This is a genomic window from Psychrobacter sp. UBA5136, assembly GCF_002414005.1.
In the GTDB taxonomy this organism is placed as follows: Bacteria; Pseudomonadota; Gammaproteobacteria; order Pseudomonadales; family Moraxellaceae; genus Psychrobacter.
This window is the reverse complement of the sequence record NZ_DHYG01000063.1, coordinates 38,024-61,311: the sequence shown is the minus strand read 5'-3', so window position 1 is coordinate 61,311 and position 23,288 is coordinate 38,024. Positions and strand designations below refer to the sequence as shown.

Genomic DNA, 23,288 nt, shown 5'->3' with positions numbered 1-23,288 from the left:
TATGATGACTTTTAAAAATCTTTGTCAGTTCAAATATCAAACCTTATTCTCTCAACCAGCGCAGCAATTAGGTGCAATGACTGTCCAAAAGCGCGGCTCAAAATACATGTTGTTAGCCAGTGCGCTAAGTGCCTTGCTATTAAGCGGTTGTCAAAGTACGACAACCACAGACTTGACCGGCAACACACCGTACCAAACATCGACACGACCGAGCGACAATCGCAGTTTGGATCAGCAAGAAATTGCTCGCGTTCGCACCTCACTTGCGGCACAATATATTCGCAAAAATGAGCTCGATACCGCCCAGCGCCAGCTTGAAAAAGCCTTTGCTGCCGATAGCCGTTATGCGCCTGCCTATGATATGATGGGCATTTTGTTGCAGCAAGAGGGCAGTCGCCTCAACCTTGCAAAAGCCGATCAATATTTTAAAAAAGCCATTGCGCTGGATAAAGATTTTGATCAAGCGCACAATAATTATGGCGTTTATTTGTCGCAAATGAAGCGCTATAAAGAGGCGGCGGCGCAGTTTGAGATTGCAGGGGCGGCGCTTGGTTACGAGGGCCGGATTGGGGCGCTAGAGAATTTAGGGCGCACCTATCTTCAGCTCAATGATCATCCAGCCGCGGCTAAAGCGTTTTTGCGTGCTTTAGATGGCAACCGTAATAGTGTGATTGCGCATATTGAACTGGTTGATTTGCTACTTGAGCAGCAACGTGTACAGCAGGCTCAAAGGCTCTATGATGAAACCTTGCTACTGGTACAAGGACAGGGTATTAGCCCGCGTCTGCTATTACAGGGTATCAAACTTGCCGCGGCACAAAATAACATAGCAACGCGCCAGCAATTGGCTCAGCAGCTTTTATCCGCTTACCCACTAAGCGATGAAGCAAAACAACTTAAGATTTGGCTTAATAATCCAGAGGCACCATGGAAATGACCACCCCATCATCAAACACACAATCTAACGCTCAGGGATCATTTGGTGCCATGTTGCAGCAAGCCCGCAAAACCAAACAAGTCAGTTTAGAAGAGGCTGCTGCCGAATTATTTATTTTAAAACGTCATTTACAAGCGCTCGAAAATGAGAATTTTGCGGATTTACCACAAGCGGCGTTTGCACGCGGTTTTGCGATTAATTATGCTAAGTTTTTGGGTTTAGATCCCACAAAAGTAGCGAGCAGCTTTGATGCTGCTTATCCTAATGAGCTAAAAGCGCGCGCCCCTCAGAATATTGAGTCGCCACTACGCCCGATGGGCACCTTGCAGCGCGATACTTACAATCGCATTCGTTTTAATCCCTTATTAATCATCGCCGTGATTGGCGTTATTATTTTAGCGATTTTCTTATTTCGCATGGTGTCTAACGCCAGTAAAGACAATAATGAGCAGCCAGTAACGACCAGCGAAGATATCTCAGCACTAGAGCAAGCGCAAGGCGCAGCGATTGATGTTGATAGTAATGGCGTTGGTGCGTCTGGCTCGGCGCTGAATTTGGGCGGTCAAAGTACAGCTGCCGCTACGCTCGACGTGAAGCTGACCGATGCCGCTGTTGTGGTGATTACCGATGCCTCGGGTAGCAATTTAATGAATGGCTCGCAAACTGCTGGCGATTATAAGTTATCAGGTACACCACCTTTTAACGTACAGATTGATAATGTCAAAAATGTCAGCTTAATGCTTAATGAAGAAGCCGTGGCGTTAGACAGTTATGCTACAGGTACGCAGGCCAGTTTTGAGCTTGCACCTTAATATTTAACAGCTATTAAACTTAACAAAACGATTGTTCTTAACAAGCTGTTAGCGTTAAAAGTAATGTTGGTTTCCAAGTTTCAGTTTTAATTCGTTCCAATTTGTTCCAATGAAAGGGTTTGTCTATGTCAACGTCAGCGCCTATTAACCGTCGTCTTACCAAAAAAATATATGTTGGTGATGTCGCAATCGGCGGCGATGCACCGATTAGTGTGCAAAGCATGACCAATACCGATACTTGTGATGTAGAAGCGACCGTTGCCCAAATCGAGCGCTGCGTTGAAGCGGGTGCGGATTTGATGCGCGTGTCGACACCGACAATGGACACCGTCAACGCCTTTGCCGAGATTCGTAAGCGGGTTAGTGTACCCCTTATCGCAGACGTACATTTTGATCATAAAATCGCCCTAGCGGTTGCAGCAGCGGGCGCGGATTGTCTGCGGATTAACCCGGGTAATATCGGTAGCGACGCCAAAGTCCGCGAAGTGGTCGCTTGCGCCAAAGATTATAATATTCCGATTCGTATTGGCGTCAACGCAGGCTCATTGGAAAAAGACATTCAGCGTAAATATACCGAGCCAACCGGTGAGGCGATGCTTGAATCAGCCATGCGCCATATCGATATCTTAGAGCGTTTAAACTTTGATCAATACAAAGTCTCGGTAAAAGCCAGTAACGTGTTTTTAACCTTAGATGCCTATCGTCTGATTTCTGCGCAGATTGATAATCCTTTGCATTTAGGCGTCACTGAAGCGGGCGTGTATCGTACTGGCGCGGTGAAATCTGCCATTGCCTTAGGCGGTCTGTTATTAGATGGCATCGGCGATACCATTCGTATCTCTTTAGCGGCTGAGCCAGAAGAAGAAATTAAAATCGGCTTTGATATTTTAAAGTCGCTCAATATCCGCTCAAATGGTGTTAATTTTATCGCTTGCCCAAGCTGCTCGCGCCAAGAGTTCGATGTGATTAAAGTAATGACCGCATTAGAGTCGCGTTTAGAAGATATCCGTGAGCCGATGAATTTGTCGGTGATTGGTTGTAAAGTAAATGGTCCGGGCGAAGCAAAAGAAGCGGATATTGGTATTGTTGGCGCGGCACCAAAATCGCTGGTCTACCGTATGGGTGAAAAAAGTCATTTGATTGATACCAATAATTTGGTTGATGAAATCGAAGGCATGGTACGTGCGCATGCCGAAGATTTGGCAAAAAAACGTGAGAATGAAATCATTCGCGTAAAATAAGTCGTCACCCTGATGTATTTTCTGATTCTTAGATTAACACATGAAGTGCAATACCAAATGTGAGGTGAAAAAAAGACCTAGATGCGCTAGCATCAAAGTTTTTATCCACCGACCAAAGTGAGATTGCAACCATGAACTATACGCATCTAAGCCTAGGTGAACGATACCAGATTTATGCCCTAAAAGGGGCAAAACATAGTATTAATTTTATAGCGCGGGCGTTAAATAGCAGTCCTAGCACCATATCAAGAGAAATCAGACGCAGTAAAAGCCTACGCGGTTACCGAGCAAAGCATGCTCATAACACAGCTTGTGACAGACGGGCAAACAACGCTTTCACTATCATCGCTGACGTATGGGATTGGGTCACCAACAAGCTCAAAGACAGCTGGAGTCCTGAGCAAATAGCCGGGTTTCATGGTGGTATTAGCCACATGAGCATCTATCGCTATATCTGGAGGGACAAAAGACAAGGCGGCAGGTTATGGCAGTGTCTCAGACGTAAAGCCAAACCATACCGGCAGCGACTAACCGCTGAGACTCGTGGCCGTATCAATGACAGAGTCTCGATTCATGAGCGCCCCTCCATCGTTGATGCGCGCACGCGGATTGGTGATTGGGAAGCGGATACGGTGATTGGTCAGCATCACAAGCAAGCGATTGTCACGCTCGTTGAACGTAAAACAGGGCTACTGAAGATGAAGCGTGTGGGTCATAAAACAGCACAGCAAGTATCACAGGCAATGATAGAGCTCTTAGCACCAGTGAGGTTGCAGGTTAAGACCATTACCTCTGACAATGGTAAAGAGTTTGCTCAGCATAAGAAGGTGAAACAAAAGCTCTTTAGCCCTTTCTTCTTTGCCGATGCTTATGCGTCATGGCAGCGAGGAACCAACGAAAATACCAATGGCCTTATCAGAGAGTTCTTGCCTAAGGGTTGTGACTTTAGACAAGTCTCTGATGATGATATGCAAGCCATTGAGGATAAACTAAACAACAGACCAAGAAAACGCTTAGGGTTTAAGACGCCCAATCAGGTGTTCTATAATATAATTTAGCGTTGCACTTGGTGTGTTAATCTAAGAAGTATTAGAGATAGCTTGTTAAAAATTTAAGGATGCGACCGTACTATGATTAAAGCAATCAAAGGGTTTAATGATATTTTGCCTGAGCAGTCCGCAAAATGGCTGCACTTAGAGTCGATATTGGCAGATGTATTGGGCAGATACGGTTATGAGCATATTCGCTTGCCTATTGTAGAGCAAACCGACTTGTTTGCGCGTGCTATCGGTGGCGCAACCGATATCGTCGAAAAAGAGATGTATAGCTTTACCGATAAATCTGAGCCGCCAACGCCCTTAGCATTGCGCCCAGAAGGTACAGCAGGGGCAGTACGTGCGGTCATTGAGCACAACTTGCTGCGCGGTGATACGCCAAAACTTTGGTATATCGGCCCGATGTTTCGCTATGAGCGTCCGCAAAAAGGGCGCTACCGTCAGTTCCATCAATTGGGAGTCGAAAGTTTTGGTAGTGCGCTACCCGATGCCGATGCCGAGCTAATTGCCATGACGCATTTGATGTGGCAGGCATTTGGTTTAAAGGACGAGATGCGCTTAGAGCTGAATAGTTTGGGCGAGCTTGATGAGCGTCACGCTTACCGCGAAGCTTTGGTGGCTTATTTAACCGATAAAAAAGATCAGCTAGATGAAGATAGTAAACGCCGCCTGACCACCAATCCATTACGCATCTTAGACAGTAAAGAGGCCAATACCCAAGCGCTATTGGCAGAGGCGCCAAAACTTGTTGAGTTTTTGGGTGCAGAAAGTAAAGCGCATTTTGAGCAGGTGCAAGCGTATTTGACCGCACTGGGTATTGAGTTTGAGATTAATCCGCACTTGGTACGCGGCCTTGATTACTATAATAAAACCGTATTTGAGTGGGTCACTGATAAGCTTGGTAGCCAAGCGACCGTTTGTGCGGGTGGTCGTTACGATGGTTTGGTTGGCCAGTTAAAATCTATCGGCACCTCTGATGATAAACCTGTAAAGTCTGAGCCTGCCGTTGGCTTTGCCATGGGACTTGAGCGCTTATTGCTGCTTATCGACGCCGTGGCACCGTTTGCAGAATTGCCTGCTTGCGATGTTTTTGTGGTTGCTCATCCGGAAGTTTATAGTGAAGGTATCAGTTATGCGCAAGATTTGCGTTATAGCCGTCCTGACCTGCGCGTAAAAATGGCGAGCGCAACCAGCTTAAAAGCGCAAATGAAAAAGGCGGATAAATCGGGCGCGGCATTAACGGTCATTATCGCCCAGCAGGAACTCGATGATAATACCATTAGTATCAAAGACATGCAGACGGGTGAGCAAAAAAAGGTTGCGCAAGATTGGTTATCAATTAAAGACAACTTCGTTCGTTAATAAGCGATTGTGGTTTTAGCGTTAGCAATTTAATATCAATTTTATCAGGTAAAAATATATGGCTCTGACACCCAATTCGCCCAATGCAGACAATTCAATGCAAGCGTTACAGCAATATGGCAGCTATATTGTCACTGCGATTTTATTGGCATTGGCCGCCTATTTCGGCTGGACGTATTGGCAAGACAATCATGCTCGCGTTGATACGGTTGCCGCCGACCATTATGCCGATATTCAGCGCTTAAATGAAGAAGTCAGCCTAGCGTCGCAAAATCCAGATTTAGAAGCAGAAGCGCAAGCGTCGCTCGCAGAGAGCCGTAAACAGTTAGATAAAGATATTGATGCGTTAGTAAGTACGCATGGCGATTCTGTTTATGCATGGCAGGCGCTGATGATTAAAGCGCGTCAGCAAGTCGATAGCGATGATTTTAAAGGGGCGGGCGAAACCTTTAAAAAAGCCTTAGCAATCGACTTGGGCGATGCAGGATTAGAAGCGATTACGCGTCTGCGCTATGCTAAAACGCTATTGGCAGCGGGTGATGCTGATGCCGCCTTAGCTGAAGCCAATAACGATATGCCAAGCTCGTTTGAAGCAAGCCAGCAGGAGCTGCTCGGTGATATTTATCTAGCGCAAGACAATAAAGACGCGGCGATTAAATCTTACAATAATGCTTGGGAATTGTTACGTAGCCGTCAAGAAACGCGTGCAGTATTGGCATTGAAAATGGAAAGTCTTGGTGTTGTGCCTGAACCTATTGCGCCGCAAGCAAATCTTATTCAAGAACCTGCCATGCCTGCACAGCCAGTCGTAGCCGAAGATGAAAATGCAGTAAACACTGGCGCATAAGCTAGTTGTTAAAAAGATACCAAAACCAAATATTAAAAAAATAGCAAAAGCGTTAACGTTTTATAAAGAAATAAAGTTTGCAATACCTCAAACCATTTTACAAACTGTCCTACAAACTAAGTAGCGCAGTAAGTTAGAAAGGTAGTATTGATAATAAGTGCTCATTTTATGTACTTGTTACTGTGCGCCGCTGACTTGCTGATGGCTAATTTATTCATGATTACTTTATTGGTAGTGAGAACCTATAATGACTCAAGCTATTTGCTCTAACAAAACTATAAACGCTAAAACCATCAAAACGACGGCCCTGCATGTCGCCGTCATTGCAGTGATGGCAACCGCAGTCGTTGGGTGTAATCGAGGTATCAAACCAGTCGTCAATGAACCTGTAAAATTGGTGCAAATTGCGCAGCCAATTAGCGTGTTGCAGCCTGTTTTTAGTACCGATGTTGGTAGCAAAAAAGCCAGTAATAAAGATCCGCTTAGCCTGCAAGTGGGCTATGCCAACTCACAAATTGTCACGGCCTCACGCGGTGGTGATTTGACTGGCTTTGATAGTAAGGGTCAACGCCTATGGTCGGTAAATGTTGGCGATCAAATCACCGGCGGCGTGGCGTTGGATGCTTTGAGCCAGACCGCTATTGTGAGTACCCGCAGCGGTTTGGTGATGGCATTTGACAGTGCAACTGGCGCTAAACGCTGGCAGCAGCAATTAACGGGTACGGTTTTAACGCCAGCGTTAATTACTAACAATCGGGTAATTTTATCGGCCAATGATGGTTTCTTGCATGGTTTATCGCTACAAACGGGACAGTCTGTTTGGCAGTTTGCCACCCAAGTACCTCCTATCAGTGTACGCGGTACTGCTGCGCCAACGCTCTTAGATGATCAAACGGCGTTATTAGCCACAGCTGATGGCCGCTTGCATGCTATCACTATTGATAATGGCTTACCGCAGTGGTCACGCCGCGTTGGTATCGGTGCAGGCAGCAGCGAAGTTGAGCGCATGAGCGATGTCGATGGCATGCCAGTTGTTGATAATAACCAATTATTTGCCATCAGTTATAGCGGTCAGCTGCTTGGTATTGACCTAGCATCGCGTCAAGTCATGTTCGTTAATGAGCTTGCCAGCTTAAAATCGCTTGCAGTCAACAATCAGCAAGTTATTGCCACCAGTTTAGATGGTAAAGTCGTTGCTTATAATCGTAACAATGGCGAGGTGTTGTGGGAAAGCGAAGAGTTGGCTTATCGTCACCTCACCAATCCTGTGATGATTGGCAATTATATTGCTGTCGGCGACTTTGATGGGGTGGTGCATTTATTTGACCCTGCAAGCGGTAAAATCGTCAGCCGTGTGCAGACCAAAGGCGCCTTAACCAATTTGCAAGTGCAAGGCAGCCTGTTAATGACCCAAAGTGCTGCAGGACAAGTGGCGATTTGGCAATTGGTACGCTAATTTTTATGAGTTGCTGCTTATTTAACCGCGTATGTTTTAAAGCGATGTGTTAAAACTATGTGTCAAAGCTATGCGTTGAATGAGGCGTTAAATAAGCAGACTGATGATGGGCTCAAGAAAAACGCTGCTTTGTCAGCGTTTCGTGCCTTGTGTAAATTGCTTGTTTAAATAGACGCTTTCGCGTACTCTATGCGACCGATGCGTGATAGGCGTTAATGCTATAAGTCTTTATGATTAAGTTGTCATCGTGATTAAATACTGAAAAGTTAAATATTTTAACCCTTATTTATAGCAACTGCTTAGCGTAACAAGCCTATTATTATTCGCCATCCTTTTATTTTTATCATTTATTTAAATTTGCGGTCGAGTGTGACTATTATTCTTAATATAAGAGTAAACGCAGCGCCTGCTATTGTACACTTCACTGTGTCTTTCACTGAGAGTAACCCATGAGTATCAAGCCTGTGGTCGCCTTAATTGGTCGTCCAAACGTCGGTAAATCTACCTTATTTAACCAGTTCACTAAAAGTCGGCAGGCATTGGTTGCTGATTTATCAGGGCTGACTCGTGACCGCCAATACGGGGATGCGACCTATGAAGACAAATCCTTTATCGTGGTCGACACCGGCGGTATTGGTGAAGCAGATGACGGCAGCGGCAATATTGATGACTACATGTCTGAGCAGTCGCACACCGCCATTCATGAAGCCGATATTATCGTTTTTGTCGTTGATGCGCGAGCTGGTATGATTGGCGCCGATGCCGAGATTGGCAAGTTTTTGCACACCCTTGGCAAGCCGGTTTATGTTGCAGCCAATAAGGTTGATGGTGTCCATGAAGCGGCGCCTGCCGAGTTTTATGCATTGGGATTTGGCGAGCCGTATCCAATGGCAGCCAGTCATGGTCGCGGCGTCGGAAACTTGCTAGAAGTTTTGACCGCTGACATGCCGCCGCAAGAAAATGTTGTCGAGCCCGATGGTTTAAAGCTTGCTATTATCGGTCGTCCAAACGTTGGCAAATCAACGCTGGTCAACCGTTTATTGGGCGAAGACCGCGTGGTGGTATTTGATATGCCAGGTACCACGCGCGATAGTATTTATATTCCGTATAAACGCGATGGCAAAGACTACGTTTTAATTGATACGGCTGGTGTTCGCCGCCGCGGTAAAATCGATGAAAAAGTAGAAAAATTCTCGGTCATTAAAACCTTGCAGGCGATTGAAGATTCTAACGTGACCGTGATTGTGATTGACGCGCACGAAGGTATCGTTGACCAAGACTTGCATATGATTGGTTATGCGCTAGATGCTGGGCGCGCGTTGGTGGTTGCTATTAATAAATGGGATGGATTAACGCCAGATCAAAAGAACTATATCAAAATTGAGATGGATCGCCGTTTTAACTTTATTCCTTATGTCAAAGTGCATCTGATCTCAGCGCTGCACGGTACTGGCGTAGGTAATTTATATCCGTCCATCTTGCGCGCTTATCAATCGTCGATGTTTGAAGTGTCAACCAACCGTTTGACGCAGATTTTGCAAGATGCCGTCACTGCCAACCCGCCACCAACGGTTGCCGGTCGCCGCATTAAGCTACGTTATGCACATATCGGCGGACATAATCCGCCTGTGATTGTCATTCATGGTAACCAGACGTCTGCGCTACCCAAGAGCTATCAGCGTTATCTTGAAAACCAATTCCGCCAAGTGTTTAAGCTTGAAGGGACGCCGCTCAATGTTATCTTTAGACAAAATGACAATCCATATGCCAAGAAAAACGACACACCGACCAAAGCGAAGACCCAGCAGCTACGTCAACGTGAACGCAATCGCGCGCAGAAATTTACCACCAAAGATAAAAAGCGTTAATTTGGCCAGATAATGAACGTTTTTATGTTGCTGTGACAAACAAAGACGCTCTCATTCGCTGTTTTTCTATTCTTAGCTTTTTCTGTAATATAAAATGCCATGATGACTATATCAGTCGTCATGGTATTTTTTAATTTAAGACAGTGTTAAGTTACATTAAAATGTCGCATTGCCCTTATCCTACCTATAAAATAGCTGTACTATAATCACAAGTTGTCTTCACTCAGTTGAGTCATATGAACAACCGTCCGGTGCAAACCCTCCCCATGCTCGTTTGGCAATCTATCGTGCAGACCATGATTTTGGCTGTACTGGCGGGCTTTTTACTGTCTTTTGTCTATGGACTGGTACAGCACTATAAAGAAGAACGGCAGCATACTCGGCAGTTGGCAAACTTGCTGACACTTAGCGCGGCGAGCGTAGATGGCGACGAGGTCGTCGCTGAGCAAGTACGCTTTTTGTTAGAAAATGAGCAGAGTATCGAAAGCATTTTATTTTATACCACCTCTCAGCCTATTGCCGATAGCAATCTAACCAAAGATGACTGGAAAAATGCTTTATTTGCCAATACAGTCAGTCTTAATTATCCGGTTGTCGGCGACTATACCGATGGCAAAAGTACGCTTTCTATAGACAGTAATAGGCTAAACGGCAATCAGCAAGGTTTTAAGGCATTGCCCGCTATTAAATCTGAATCAAACTCGATCAGACAAGCAGCATCTGCTACAGTTGATACGGCTTTAGTAGGTTATATCAATATCACCTTAAATGTGGCGACGCTGCGCTCAAATTGGGTGCAAAGCAATTTATGGTTATGGTTAATGACGACTGCGTTGGCGATTGCTTGGGCGCTGTTTATTTTGCGCAAATTAAACTGGCCATCAAAAGACATTGCCGCGCTTACAGAAGTCTGTGATATTGTGCTTAAAAACCCTGAGCTTGAGCAGCTACCCGCGATTCCGCAGCGTTTTAAGTTTGAAGAATTGGTACAGATTAAACAGGCATTTGTGACTTTATTTAATCGCCTGCAAGCGTCGAAACAAGATTATGAAGCGCTGGCGGTTTTTGAGCAGCAGTTACATCAAAAAGATTTATCGCTCGATGTGCAGCTGCATAATTTTCAAAGCATGATTACCCACGAGTTAAAAACCTCGCTGAACGCCATTGTAGGCGGTTTGCAGCTGTTAGATGAAGGAGATCTAAACGATGAGCAAAAAGACGCGGTTGATATTATTTATAACGGCAGTGATAAACTGGTCTTAGCGCTTAATCAAATTATCCAGCTCAATCAGATTCAAAAAGGGCAAATTAGCCTACAAATCAGTGCGTTTAATCCGCTGCAATTGATCTCAGATCTGTTGGCAGAATTTGAACCTATTGCCCAGCAAAAGGGTCTCACGTTAAGCAGTCATATTCATCATATTGATTATAGCCTCGAAGGCGATGCCGAAAAAATCCAGCAAATATTGTCGATATTGCTGAGTAACGCCATTAAGTTTACCCCAAAAGGGCAAGTTAGCATTATCTCGCAGCTGACCCATTTCGATCATAGCAATCGCTGGCAAATTCGAATAAAAGATACGGGTATCGGCATCGATAGCAGCTTTATAGAAGATATTTTTAATCCGTTTTTCCAAGTAGATTCATCGCAAACTCGTGAGTATGAAGGTACGGGAATTGGCTTGCCCGTGGTTAAGCAAATGGCGCAGCTGATGGGCGCGAGTATTGAGGTCAACAGTAAGCTAGGAGTAGGAACTGAGTTTATTGTTACCTTTCAGATGTCTAACCAGCGCCAATCTCGCCAGCAATACTTGCTGACCGGACTAGATATTGTGTATTACTACTATCAAGATAGTGGCGCTTTGGCGGATGAGTTACAGCGCCTCGGCGCGCATGTCGTTTGCTGTCAGCATGAACAGCTGGTTATTGATGAAGTAAACAACAAAAAATTTGACATGGTAATGTTTGCTGAAGACGTATTACCAAGCAGCGCTGAAGCCTTGGCAAAGCGTATTCGGGCATCTGAAACCGAGCATCGGGCTTTGTTGGTGTACTGGTATTCACAGCAGCAGGCACTACATTTAGACAGCTTTGAGCACGGCTTGAAAGCGGCTGGGATAGATTACTGTCAGGTGGCGGGCTATGAAGATAAAGCACTTAGCAATTTGTTAAAAAGCTGGCTGGCTTGGTCTTAAAAGTAACCCTATTAAGCAACATAAAGTTAAAAACAGAATAATAAAAAAGACGCCCGTTAAAAGGCGTCTTTTTTATTACAAGTTACTGAGTAACGCGCTTAAAACAAGTTTTGTGCCCAGCGCGTAAAACGTTGCCAGATACGGCTCATAAAGCCTGATTGCTCAATATCGCTCATAGCAACAACGGGCACTGAGGCAATCGCTTTACCATCAATCACCGCCATCATTTTGCCGATTTCTTGACCTTTTTTGATCGGTGCTTCTAGGCTTTCAGGAATATCGACCACGGTGGTGATTTTATTTTTTTGCGTTTTGCTGGTCAAGATTTGCAAACTGTCGCCCGTCGCAAGCTCCACTTCGTCTGCTTCGCCAAACCAAACCGGTACTTTGCTGACAAACTGGCCAGCAGGTGCTTTCGTCACGGTGGTAAAGTGGCCAAAACCCCAGTTTAATAGTTCACGTGATTGATCGGCGCGGGCTTGTTGACTTTTTGTGCCCATGATGACAGAGATAAGGCGCATACCGTCACGGTTGCTTGATGCTACCAAGCAATAGCCTGCCGCATCGGTATGGCCAGTCTTTAAGCCATCAACCGTCGGGTCGGTAGCCAGTAGGGCGTTACGGTTACCCTGCGTGATACCGTTATAGGTAAACTCTTTTTCTGCATAAATACCGTAGTAGTTGCCGCTATTTTTGATAATAGCGCGTGCCAATTTTGCCAAATCTAAAGCCGATGCTTCGTGGCCTTCATCAGGCATACCCGTCGCGTTGACAAAATGGGTATTTTCCATACCGATTTTTTCGGCTTCTTCATTCATCAAGGTCGCAAACGAAGCTTCGCTACCAGCGATGTGTTCCGCCATGGCTTTTGAGGCATCGTTTCCTGATTGAATGATAATGCCGCGTAGCATATCGATGACACTGGCGGTTTTATTGACCGGTACATACATACATGACTGGCTGCTACTGCCGCGGCACCAAGCATTTGCGCTCATGAGCACCTGTTCGTCTTCTTTAAGATCTCCTGATGCTAAGCGCTGCTCAATCATGTAGCTGGTCATCATTTTTGTCAAAGACGCCGGCGGCAGTGGTTGATTGGCGTTTTTCTGCGCCAGTATTTCACCCGTGTTATAGTCCATTAATACATAGGCGGTATTGTCCATTTCAGGTGGCTGAATGGCTGCGCCCGCCATCATTGCACTCATAGAAACACTAACGCCCACTACCAGCTGTACAAGCTGTTTTTTCACATGCTTTACTGTCATAGATTGTTACACCGCATCATAAACCAAATGTATCTATCGCTGCTATCTTAGGCCAAATCTCATGGTTAATCTTTCATAAAACGCTGAAAATTGAAGCGTCAGAACAGATCTTTGCTGAAAGCCTTGACGACTGAGCGATGGACATAAAATTAACGCCTTATCTTAGCAAAATGCCGACCGATGGGGAAATGATAAATAAAATAAAATAAGCCCTAATGAAAAAATGGATTTATAGCTATTTTTTTATAAGCACAAAAAAGCTTGCTGTAGCGTCCATTGAGAGCAGACGATACAGCAAGCGGATTATGCTAGGTCAATCCAGCATCTACAACGTAAAAACATCCCGTATTTTATTATCGTTAATAGTAAGGGTGATTTTTTGCGCTGACTAGAAGCTAGAGTTTATTATATTCAATAGTTTGTTATGGTCAAATAACGGTAAAACAACGACTGCTTTATCCATGCTGATTAATGATATTCAGCATTGGCCAAATCTTCACACAAGGCTCTGTTTTCTTGCTTTGAGAAGCCCATCGTCCAACTGCGGATGCCTTGTAAGATTTGACGGTAATCCTGCTGGGTAGACAGATATTGAATGGCAGCTTTTGGGTCTTCTAACGACGGCATCAATTCATGAAGCTGAACGTTGTAAGATTTATAAAAGCGCTGTTTTTGTTTGCCATTTAACATCGGCGGACAAATCTCTGATAGCACTTGCATCACAGCAATCTCATGCTTGGTGATATTGACACCTGATAAATCTAGTGGAATAGTCGTCGACGAATTGGACGCGGCTTGGGTCGCTTGAGACAGCATAGCAATAGACGTTATCAGTCCTGCAAGACCCACCTTTGACGCGGTCTTTGCTAGCACAGAAGCTATAGATAATATCGATTGATTTTTCATTCAGTATTACACTCGCTTATCTTTGTTTGATGGTGCTATGTTAATCGGTAAAAAAACAAAAGTCACATAAAATATTGATTTGTGTGTAGATATATTGTGAGCCGAGCCGGGTTTCCAGCAACATATCAGCATTATATCGAGCTACGTTACCTCAACATAAAAGTATCAATTATTAATGTTGTCGCTTGTTGCCCACTGTAACCTCAACGCTATATTTTTATGCTAAAAAGTACTTATTACTGCCAAAAAATTGCTAATAAAAACAAGCGTTAAGGCGATTTAATCAAAAGGCTGGGTTCGTCTTTGGTTGCTAGTAGGGTATAATCGCCCAAAATCTCACGCGCTATAATCATTGTCTTGGTATCGGCAGGCGTGATTATAGCGGTTTTACGATAAGAAAGTAGAAAAGTGGACAGACGGTCACTAATAACGGATTTAAGCAAAATTGAGCAACCATGAAAATTTTAATGAGTAGTGATGATGGGGTACACGCTCCAGGATTATTAGCACTTTATCAGGCATTGTCTACTATCGCAGAGGTCGTGGTGGTCGCGCCAAGTAATGAGCAAAGCGGCTCTGCAAGTGCTTTGAGTATCTCAGCACCGTTATATACGCACAAGCTCGATTCTGGTTTTATTGCGGTGAATGGTTCGCCCGCTGATTGCATTTACTTGGCATTACATGAACTCTATCGTCATGCGAGTTTTGACTGGGTAATTACGGGCATCAACTCAGGTGCCAATCTCGGGCAGGACGTTTTATTTTCGGGTACCTTTGGTGCCGCTTTGACCGCACAACTTTTTGGCATACCAGCAATTGCCACTTCCTTAGTGGGCGGCGGCGTTAACGGTGAAGGGCAAGAGCAGGTCGGCCATTATCAAATGGCGGCAAATGAGATAGTCAAACTCTTGACGGATACACCGATATTAGATGCTTGCAAAAATTTGCCCTATCATGTATTAAACGTTAATATTCCTGATGTTAAAAGTGCTGCTGCGATTAAAGGTCGAAAAATAACGGCGCTCGGTCATAGTCAGATAGCGCGTCCTGTCCATCATATGGTTGACCCGCGTGGGCGTGATGCCTACTGGTTATCGCTACGCAAACGCCAACAAGAGTTATCAGCAGAAAGTAAAAGCATTGACTCATCAATTGTAAAGATGACGGATGACCAAGTGGTGGCAGCAGGGTATATTAGTGTGTCGCCTGTGCGCCTGCATCATACGCCAGACACAGCATTAGAAGCACTTTCGGCGCTGGTTTTGTAAGGTTGGTTTTATAAGTGAGTAGCCATAAACGTAACTTATAAATAATCGCAAATTATAAACATGTCGGTATGAGCAAATAGACACAAAAGCGTCATTAAGCCATTGACTGTTCATTTGTTAATGACTATTGGCGAAATATTAAACGGTATAACAGTTAGCAAAATGCTTGTGAGTAACACAAGGAGTTTGTGAGTAACGTAAAGAATAGGAAATCTGTATGAAGAAGCTTATTGCTGGATCGCACATGGCAACAGTGGCCTTGATGGGTACGTTAGCAGCAACATTGACGCTGGCCGGCTGTGCCACCAAGCCCACTTATCAAGGCCCAAATCAAGGACCTAGGATTATCACCAACGGACAAGGCGTTCCCAATTATCATCATGTACAGCGCGGTGATACCGTCAGCCAAATTGCCGAGCGCTATGGTCTAAATTATCGTCAAATCGGCGCGCTAAATGGTTTAGATAGCAAATATACGATTTATACTGGCCAATGGCTCAAATTATGGCAAGGTGAGCCTGTACGGGCTACCAATAATAATCGTTACAATGCACCTGCGCCTGCACAGACACGACCGCAGCCAACCTATACGCCGCCTGTGACCAGCACCCCAAATTATTCACAACCTCCCGTCTATGAAGTGACGGCTAACGCAACCTCAGGTTATGAGTATCCAAGCCGTAACCAAGTGATCCGTAACTTTGATGCTACCACCGGCAACATGGGAATGTGGTTTGCAGGAAATGTTGGCGATCCCGTTCTTGCTAGCCAATCAGGCACTGTGCTTTATGCAGGAAACGGACTGCCCGAGTATGGCAACCTAATTATGATTCGTCATAGCGATAACTATATTACTGCTTACGCGCACAACAGTGCGCTATTGGTCAGAGAAGGCGAGGCGGTAGAGCGCGGTCAGCGTATTGCAAATATGGGGAGCAGCGGCGAAACCAATCAAGTTGGCTTGGAATTTCAAGTGCGCTTAAACGGTAATCCTATCGACCCGCGTGCGGTGCTAGGGCGCTAAATTTTAACATTTTACCGCAGAAATCCCCTACCTCTAAGGTAGTGGGATGAATGCGTTTGACCTTGTATAATTATTATTATATGATAAATAAATAATTCAGTCTATTTATGTGAAGGTCTTGTAATCAAATGCTTTTAGATACTAATTCCCATTCAGTATTTTCGCTGAATTATCATCTAATTTTAGTCACTAAATACCGCAGACAAGTTTTTGATGACAAAGTATCAGACAGGGCAAAAGCTATTTTTGAGCGTATTGCACCTGACTATAAAATTGAGGTCATTGAGTGGAATCACGATAAAGATCATGTCCATATCTTATTCAAGGCACACCCTAAGACAGAAATTAGTAAATTTATTAATACCTACAAATCAGCAAGCAGTCGCTTATTAAAAAAAGAATTTCCTAAGATTAAAACCAAGCTTTGGGAAGATAGATTTTGGTCGCAATCATTCTGCCTAATCACGACTGGTGGCGCACCTCTTGAAGTTATTAAGCAATATATCATTGATCAAGGTAAATAATGACTAAGCAAATCCTTAAGGCTTATAAAGTTAGATTATATCCAAATGAGGATCAGCAGATATTCTTTGCTAAGTCGTTTGGCTGTAGTCGTTTTATTTGGAATAAGATGCTTGGTGACAAAATAGAACACTACAAAACCACAAAGACCGCTCTAAATAACACTCCTGCTCAGTATAAAAAAGAATTTGAATGGTTAAAGGAAGTTGATAGCTTGGCACTGGCTAATGTGCAGCAAAACCTAAGAGCTGCCTATAACACCTTTTTCAAACAAGGCACAGGTTTTCCTAACTTCAAAAAGAAAGGCGTTAAAGACAGTTACACCACCAACAACCAAAAAGGCACTGTGGCGATAACAGCCAACACTGTTAAACTGCCTAAGATTGGTCATATCACCGCCAAGTTCTCCGATAAAATCAACGGCTTGATCAAGAGTGCGACCATCAGCCGCACTCCGTCAGGTAAATATTTTGTCAGCCTACTGGTTGAAACTATCACTAAGCCACTACCAAAAACCCAATCAAACATCGGCATTGATTTAGGATTGACCCACTTTATCGTCTTATCAAGCGGTACGAAAGTTGCCAATCCTAAGTTTTTATCGAAGTTGCAAGACAAGCTTACGCGTGAACAAAAGATTTTAGCCAAACGTAGAGAAGTTGCTAAAGCGGATCAACGCAAGCTGTCAGAGAGCCGTAATTATCAGAAGCAAAAACTTAAAGTGGCTAGAGTCTATGAAAAAATAACCAACCGCCGCCGCGACTTTCTACACAAACTTTCATTCAATATCATCAAAAACCACGATGTTATTGCTATTGAGGATTTGAACATCAAAGGTATGGTTAAAAACCGCAAACTTGCAAAGGCAATCAGTGACAGCTCATGGTCGTCATTCACTACTATGCTGAGCTACAAAGCGGAATGGTACGGTAAAACGCTAGTGAAAATAGACCGATGGTATCCGTCCTCTAAAACCTGCTCAAACTGCAATCACCTACTGACCAAAGCTGAATTACCGCTATCGGTCAGAACGTGGAATTGTCCAAATTGTTTGCAGAAAAATGACCGCGACCTCAACGCTAGTATCAATATCTTACATCAAGGATTGATACTGGCTAAACAATCAAAAACTGTCGGTGCGACAGGGTTAGCTTAGTAAACTTACCTAACCACTGATACACGATACCGTATCAAGTATGGGTATTACCTAAGAAACCCCTACCTCTTTAGGTAGTGGGTAGTTCATGACGTTACATTGCTGTTATTTTTTAGTTGCTATTAGTCGCTTTTAATTGCTCGGCTACTTTACTTATTGATATTTGAGAATTTTATGTTATTAAAAAAACAATACCTTGCTGGGTTTTCTGCCTTGTTTCCAGCCTTAATCATGGTCGGCTGTACCAGTCAGCAGGCGATGCAAAAGCCGAGTAAACCTGTGCGCCAAGGTAATGTGCAAATTACCCAAACCCAAACCATTCAGGTAAAGCCAGCGCCCGTGCCAGTCGTCAAGCCGCAGCCCGTCGCCAAGCCAAGCTATAACAGTTTTTCTGATTGGAAGTCTGATTTTTCTATGCGCGCGATTGCAGCGGGTCATGATGCCTCAACGGTGCGCCGTTTGCTTGATTACGCTTACTTAAACCAGCAAGTCATCTCGCTGGATTCAGGACAGCCAGAATTTTCTAAGATGCCGTGGGAATATGCCGATTCTGCCGTATCAGATGGGCGCGTGAGCATGGGTAAGCGCAAATTTGCTGAGCAACGGGCGTTTTTATCGCAGTTAGAATCGCAGTATGGCGTCAATGCAGAAATCATCGCCGCGATTTGGGGTATGGAATCGTCGTATGGCGCTGTCACTGGCAATAGCAGTATCCCAAGCTCACTTGCCAGCCTTGCTTATGATGGTCGCCGCCAAGAGTTTGCTGAAACTCAGCTATTGTCTTTAGCGACATTATTGCAGCGCGGTGATGTCTCTTGGTCACAGCTTGATGGTTCTTGGGCGGGCGGCATGGGACAGACGCAGTTTATCCCTGATACGTGGCTGAAGCACGGCGTTGATGGTGACGGTAATGGTCACCGTAACCCATGGTCAACGAGCGATGCCTTGGCGTCTACGGCCAATTATCTGAGCAATTCAGGGTGGGTGCGTGGACTTGCGCCATTTTATGAAGCGACAGTGCCAGCTTCTTTTGATTATTCAACGGTTGGCACCAAGCAGCCTGCTGCTAGATGGGCGGCAATGGGCGTTGATACCATAGCCGATGTCTATTTGGATGCCAATACCGAAATGGAGCTGTGGCTGCCTGCGGGTAAAGATGGTCCAGTCCTGTTACTTAGCCCAAATTTCGATGTCATCAAGGTTTATAACAACTCATCAAACTATGCGCTCGGCGTCAGCTTGTTGGGTAAAGCCATTGCCGGGCAAGGCGGCTTACAAAAATCATGGCCGCGCTATGAGCGACCATTATCGACCGCACAAGTACGTAACTTACAGCAGCGTTTGACCAGCATGGGTTATGATACTAAAGGCGCTGACGGTATCGTCGGTACCAATACTCGTAAAGCGTTCCAGCGCTGGCAAGCGGACAATGGCCAAACCCCAGACGGCTTTATTACCCAACGCACAGCGTCTTCACTGGCGGGATGGTGAGATAAATTAAAGTCGCTGTTTTTGGATAACCATTATTTTAGGCGGTTGTTTAAAAAATAATGACATTGATGAATAAAAAAACTCCGTTAATGACGGAGTTTTTTATTGGTGGTTTTTTTAAATACGCCGCAGTTTAGATAGTGATATTAAACTCAACCAACCCAAACTCAGCACTATTATCATCTAAATATTTATCTGCCGTCACCGCGCCAATCACCGCGCTGACTTTTGGCTGGCGTGCATCCTTATTTAACAAGCGCCAATCCCCAAGCACGTAGCGTTTTTTATCTGTCGTCGCTTGATGTATATCTGGACGATGGGTATGCCCATGTAGTAAGGCATCGCTATTCGTTATGGCTTGTAGCACCGCATTATCATTGACATCCATGATATAAGCGGCTTTATTGGCGTTATTTTGCTGGCTTTTTTGGCGCATTTTATCGGCTATCGCTAAGCGTTTCTCTAAAGATTTACTGAGCAAATACCACTGGGTCAAACGGTTGCGCATCATTTTGCGAAAAAACTGATATTTTTTATCATCAGTACACAACGCATCACCGTGTTCCAAGCGATAATTTTGCTGTCCGACGGTTAACGTATACGGCTCATAAATCAGCTCGCCGCCGAATAGACTGCAAAATGGTTGCCCTAAGAGAAAATCACGGTTGCCATGCATGACCAATATCTCACAGCCAGCTACTCGTAGTTTTTTTAATTTAACGATAAGCGGGGTGAGCCAGTGCGTACGGCGCGCGTTTTCTGACAATGATAAATAAGCATCATCGCCAATCCATACTTCAAACCAATCGCCTAAGATAAATAAGCGTTTAAGCTGAGGCAGAGCAAGGCAATCATCAAGCAGTGCCAAAAAAGCCTGCACTAGGGCAGGCTCCTCGGGCGATAAATGCAAATCGCTAATCAAAACTTGTCGCACCTCATGAGGGCAGGTCGTGATTAAATGATTAAAGGTTTGCATGTATCTTTATCCTCGTGACGTCTCATAAGCTTTGTTAAGCACGCTTATTTGGTAACTATCTTTTCATAAAGAAAAGATTACTGAGAAACGATAGTCGCTGAGTTAATCACCACTGGCTCTTTTGGCACGTCAGCATGCATGCCAAAGCGACCAGTAGGAACGCTGCGCATTTTGTCGATGACGTCCATACCGCTGGTGACTTTACCAAATACGGTGTAGCCCCAACCTTGCATGTTTTTGCCAGTGTGGTTTAGGAAGTCGTTGTCTTTCACGTTAATAAAAAACTGGCTGGTCGCTGAATGCGGGTCTTGCGTACGCGCCATTGCAATGGTGCCTTTATCATTTTTTAAGCCATTGTCCGCTTCGTTTTCAATGGGCGCGTTGGTTGCTTTTTCTTTCATATCAGCGTCCATGCCGCCGCCTTGAATCATAAAGCCGTCGATAATGCGATGAAAAATCGTACCGTCGTAATGACCAGATTTGACATAGTTTAAAAAGTTTTCGACCGTTTTTGGCGCTTTTTCTTCATTGAGTTCGATAACGATCGCACCCATGTTGGTGTCAAGTTCGACTACTGGTGGCATGTCTACCATGTGATATTCCTTTTTAATTATAGCGCCTAAAATGACGCTGTTAAGTGGTGGCTGAAAAGTTGGTGACTAAAAAGTTATGGCTAGTCTAACGGCTTTTTTGTCGTCTGTCATGTATCAGGCTGTTAATGCCTTTGCAAAAGCTGATAGAATAACGCAACTTTATCTTTTATCAGCGATTTTTGATTGATTATTTTAACTTTATTAATTTGAACCTTCTATAAAGCGTAATGACGCGCGTTATACACTGAAAATTTGCGCTAGGAGCAATGAGTAATGAGTGAGCACTCAAGCAATAATGTACAAAAAGACGAACAAAAAAACGATTTTATTCGTAATATCATTCGCGACGATGTCAAGGCGCAAAAATACCCGCAAATCGTGACGCGTTTTCCGCCAGAGCCAAACGGCTACTTGCATCTAGGTCATGTCAAATCTATTTGCCTAAACTTTGGCGTGGCTAAAGAATTTGGCGGTGTTTGTAATCTGCGCTTTGATGACACCAACCCAACCGCAGAAAAGCAAGATTACATTGACAATATTGAAAATGATGTGAAATGGCTTGGCTTTGAATGGGCAGGGAATGCACACCATGCGTCAAGCTACTTTGATCAGTTGTATGCGTGGGCCGTGCAATTGATTGAACAAGGCGATGCTTATGTAGACTTGCAAACGCCTGAGCAAATCCGCGATAACCGTGGTTCATTTAATGAAGCTGGCACGCCTTCGCCGCAGCGTGATGCCAGTGTCGAAGAAAACTTAAAGCTTTTTAATGACATGAAAGAAGGCAAGTTTGCCGAAGGACAAGCGGTGCTGCGTGCCAAGATTGATATGGCAAGCCCAAATATGAACATGCGTGACCCGGTCATTTACCGCGTGATGCATCAAGCTCATCATCAAACGGGTGATAAATGGTGTATTTATCCAATGTATGATTTTGCCCATCCGCTCTCTGATGCGCTCGAAGGCATTACTCATTCACTGTGTACCTTAGAGTTTGAGGATCATCGTCCCTTTTATGATTGGGTTGTTGAAAAAATTGGCTTTGATGTACCGCCGCATCAATACGAGTTTAGCCGCCTAAATGTTGATTATACATTGACCAGTAAACGCAAATTAAAGCAGCTGGTCGACGAAGGTATCGTTAGCGGTTGGGATGATCCGCGTATGCCGACCATCGCTGGCATGCGTCGCCGTGGCTATACGCCTGAGGGTTTACGCGACTTTAGTGAGCGTGTTGGCGTAACCAAAGTGGACAGCGTCGTTGATTTTCGCCTGTTAGAATTTAGCATTCGTCAGTCGCTAGAGACGACGACGGCGCGCGGGATGGCGGTGCTTAAGCCGTTAAAAGTAACGATTACCAACTTTAGCGATGCGGTTAGCAGTTGGGAGTCACAAAAAGCCGATAGCGTCAATGCGCGCTGGGATGAGAACGCACAGACTTTATGGCTCACGCAGCCAAACCATCCAAATGTCGATATGGGCGAGCGCGAGATTCCGTTTACCGAAACCCTTTATATTGACCAAGGCGATTATGAGATTGAACCGCCAGCAGGTTATAAGCGCTTGTCGCCAGAAAAAAATGAGATTCGCCTGCGTAATACCTATGTCTTGGCAGTGACCGAGCATGTGCTAGATGACGCAGGCAATGTGGTTGAGCTTAAAGCAACGATTGATCCGGCAACCCTAGGCAACAACCCTGAAGGCCGTAAGGTTAAAGGTGTGATTCATTGGGTATCAGCAAGCCAAGGCGTGCCCGCGACCGTGCGTATGTATGAGCAACTATTTAGTGCTGAAGATCCAGGCAGCGTTGCCGACGTCCATCAAGCCCTAAATCCTAATTCATTGACTGAGCTCGATGCCGTGGTTGAGCCGTCATTGGCAAATGCAGATGCTGGTACGCGCTTTCAGTTTGAGCGTGAGGGCTACTTTATTGCCGATAGTAAAGATCACAGCAGTGACAAGCCCGTATTTAATCAAATCGTGAGCTTACGTGATAGCTATAAGCCGGCTTAAATTATGGCTACTGGTTCTACTATAGTGAACTCACATTAACGATACAGTGCGGCTGAGATGAATTTTTCGTAGCCTCTGTGATAACAGCAAGCAAGGAAAATTTATATCAGGCGCACATCGTTATTGATTTATCGATTCTGTTTTGAACCAGTATTTAAGACATTACTGAACAATAGTAGTTTGCAAATTCGCCCATTTCTAGTACGCTAGGGATGGGCTTTTTTGTATAAGTATGGATTTTAATAATAGAGGGTGAGGGTTGCAAACAGTTAAATAAAACATATACAAACCTACCTATTTA

19 protein-coding genes are annotated in these 23,288 nt (G+C 44.6%); 15 read left to right on the top strand and 4 right to left on the bottom strand.

Annotated features, from left to right (window positions below):
- Nucleotide 1 precedes the first annotated feature (1 nt).
- The 9 genes from pilW to B4240_RS09965 all read left to right on the top strand — a co-directional run bounded on the left by pilW (nt 2) and on the right by B4240_RS09965 (nt 11,773).
- Nucleotides 2-937, top strand: coding sequence for a type IV pilus biogenesis/stability protein PilW (gene pilW / locus B4240_RS10005; protein ID WP_296238857.1), 936 nt, complete (start codon nt 2-4; stop codon nt 935-937).
- Entirely contained in the window at nt 934-1,749 is an 816-nt protein-coding gene (locus B4240_RS10000; RefSeq protein ID WP_296238855.1) for a helix-turn-helix domain-containing protein, read from the top strand. Before pilW ends, B4240_RS10000 begins: the two co-directional genes overlap by 4 nt.
- Before the next feature lie 125 nt (nt 1,750-1,874).
- Nucleotides 1,875-2,990, top strand: coding sequence for a flavodoxin-dependent (E)-4-hydroxy-3-methylbut-2-enyl-diphosphate synthase (ispG, locus tag B4240_RS09995; RefSeq protein ID WP_068407683.1), 1,116 nt, complete (start codon nt 1,875-1,877; stop codon nt 2,988-2,990).
- A 131-nt stretch (nt 2,991-3,121) separates the two neighbouring features.
- Nucleotides 3,122-4,048: an IS30 family transposase gene (locus B4240_RS09990; protein WP_296238854.1), complete on the top strand. Its 927-nt coding sequence runs from the start codon at nt 3,122-3,124 to the stop codon at nt 4,046-4,048.
- A gap of 72 nt (nt 4,049-4,120) precedes the next feature.
- Nucleotides 4,121-5,407 carry a histidine--tRNA ligase gene (gene hisS, locus B4240_RS09985; RefSeq protein ID WP_296238852.1) on the top strand — a complete coding sequence of 429 codons (1,287 nt, stop codon included), beginning with the start codon at nt 4,121-4,123 and terminating at the stop codon, nt 5,405-5,407.
- Between the two features lie 58 nt (nt 5,408-5,465).
- A complete protein-coding gene (locus B4240_RS09980; protein WP_296238851.1) occupies nt 5,466-6,254 on the top strand; it encodes a YfgM family protein in 789 nt (262 codons plus the stop codon).
- A gap of 247 nt (nt 6,255-6,501) precedes the next feature.
- On the top strand, nt 6,502-7,710 hold the full coding sequence (gene bamB, locus B4240_RS09975) for an outer membrane protein assembly factor BamB (RefSeq protein ID WP_296238849.1): 1,209 nt from the start codon (nt 6,502-6,504) through the stop codon (nt 7,708-7,710).
- A 449-nt stretch (nt 7,711-8,159) separates the two neighbouring features.
- Nucleotides 8,160-9,578: a ribosome biogenesis GTPase Der gene (der, locus tag B4240_RS09970; protein ID WP_296238847.1), complete on the top strand. Its 1,419-nt coding sequence runs from the start codon at nt 8,160-8,162 to the stop codon at nt 9,576-9,578.
- Between the two features lie 236 nt (nt 9,579-9,814).
- Nucleotides 9,815-11,773, top strand: coding sequence for a sensor histidine kinase (locus tag B4240_RS09965; RefSeq protein WP_296238846.1), 1,959 nt, complete (start codon nt 9,815-9,817; stop codon nt 11,771-11,773).
- Between the two features lie 98 nt (nt 11,774-11,871).
- Here B4240_RS09965 and B4240_RS09960 read toward each other — a convergent pair whose 3' ends face one another.
- Both B4240_RS09960 and B4240_RS09955 read right to left on the bottom strand, forming a co-directional pair.
- Nucleotides 11,872-13,038: a D-alanyl-D-alanine carboxypeptidase family protein gene (locus B4240_RS09960; RefSeq protein ID WP_296238844.1), complete on the bottom strand. Its 1,167-nt coding sequence runs from the start codon at nt 13,036-13,038 to the stop codon at nt 11,872-11,874.
- Between the two features lie 468 nt (nt 13,039-13,506).
- Nucleotides 13,507-13,854 carry an MCR_0457 family protein gene (locus tag B4240_RS09955; protein ID WP_296238842.1) on the bottom strand — a complete coding sequence of 116 codons (348 nt, stop codon included), beginning with the start codon at nt 13,852-13,854 and terminating at the stop codon, nt 13,507-13,509.
- A gap of 545 nt (nt 13,855-14,399) precedes the next feature.
- On the opposite strand from B4240_RS09955, the gene surE reads away from it, so the two are divergent.
- The 5 genes from surE (at nt 14,400) to B4240_RS09930 (ending at nt 19,405) form a co-directional block, all read left to right on the top strand.
- Entirely contained in the window at nt 14,400-15,212 is an 813-nt protein-coding gene (surE, locus tag B4240_RS09950) for a 5'/3'-nucleotidase SurE (protein WP_296238840.1), read from the top strand.
- 217 nt (nt 15,213-15,429) lie between these two features.
- A complete protein-coding gene (locus B4240_RS09945) occupies nt 15,430-16,236 on the top strand; it encodes a peptidoglycan DD-metalloendopeptidase family protein (RefSeq protein WP_296238838.1) in 807 nt (268 codons plus the stop codon).
- A 128-nt stretch (nt 16,237-16,364) separates the two neighbouring features.
- On the top strand, nt 16,365-16,760 hold the full coding sequence (tnpA, locus tag B4240_RS09940) for an IS200/IS605 family transposase (protein WP_296238837.1): 396 nt from the start codon (nt 16,365-16,367) through the stop codon (nt 16,758-16,760).
- Nucleotides 16,760-17,914: an IS200/IS605 family element RNA-guided endonuclease TnpB gene (gene tnpB, locus B4240_RS09935; RefSeq protein WP_296238835.1), complete on the top strand. Its 1,155-nt coding sequence runs from the start codon at nt 16,760-16,762 to the stop codon at nt 17,912-17,914. The genes tnpA and tnpB overlap by 1 nt, the downstream gene beginning before the upstream one ends.
- Nucleotides 17,915-18,088: 174 nt before the next feature.
- Nucleotides 18,089-19,405, top strand: a complete 1,317-nt coding sequence (locus B4240_RS09930) for a lytic murein transglycosylase (protein WP_296238832.1) — start codon at nt 18,089-18,091, stop codon at nt 19,403-19,405.
- A gap of 133 nt (nt 19,406-19,538) precedes the next feature.
- On the opposite strand, the gene B4240_RS09925 is transcribed toward B4240_RS09930, so the two are convergent.
- Together B4240_RS09925 and B4240_RS09920 are read right to left on the bottom strand one after the other, a co-directional pair.
- Complete coding sequence (locus B4240_RS09925; RefSeq protein WP_296238831.1) at nt 19,539-20,381, bottom strand: UDP-2,3-diacylglucosamine diphosphatase; 843 nt, start codon at nt 20,379-20,381, stop codon at nt 19,539-19,541.
- Between the two features lie 77 nt (nt 20,382-20,458).
- Nucleotides 20,459-20,965, bottom strand: coding sequence for a peptidylprolyl isomerase (locus B4240_RS09920; protein ID WP_296238918.1), 507 nt, complete (start codon nt 20,963-20,965; stop codon nt 20,459-20,461).
- 282 nt (nt 20,966-21,247) lie between these two features.
- Between B4240_RS09920 and B4240_RS09915 the strand changes: the two genes are divergently transcribed.
- A complete protein-coding gene (locus B4240_RS09915) occupies nt 21,248-22,987 on the top strand; it encodes a glutamine--tRNA ligase/YqeY domain fusion protein (protein WP_296238829.1) in 1,740 nt (579 codons plus the stop codon).
- Nucleotides 22,988-23,288: the final 301 nt, after the last annotated feature.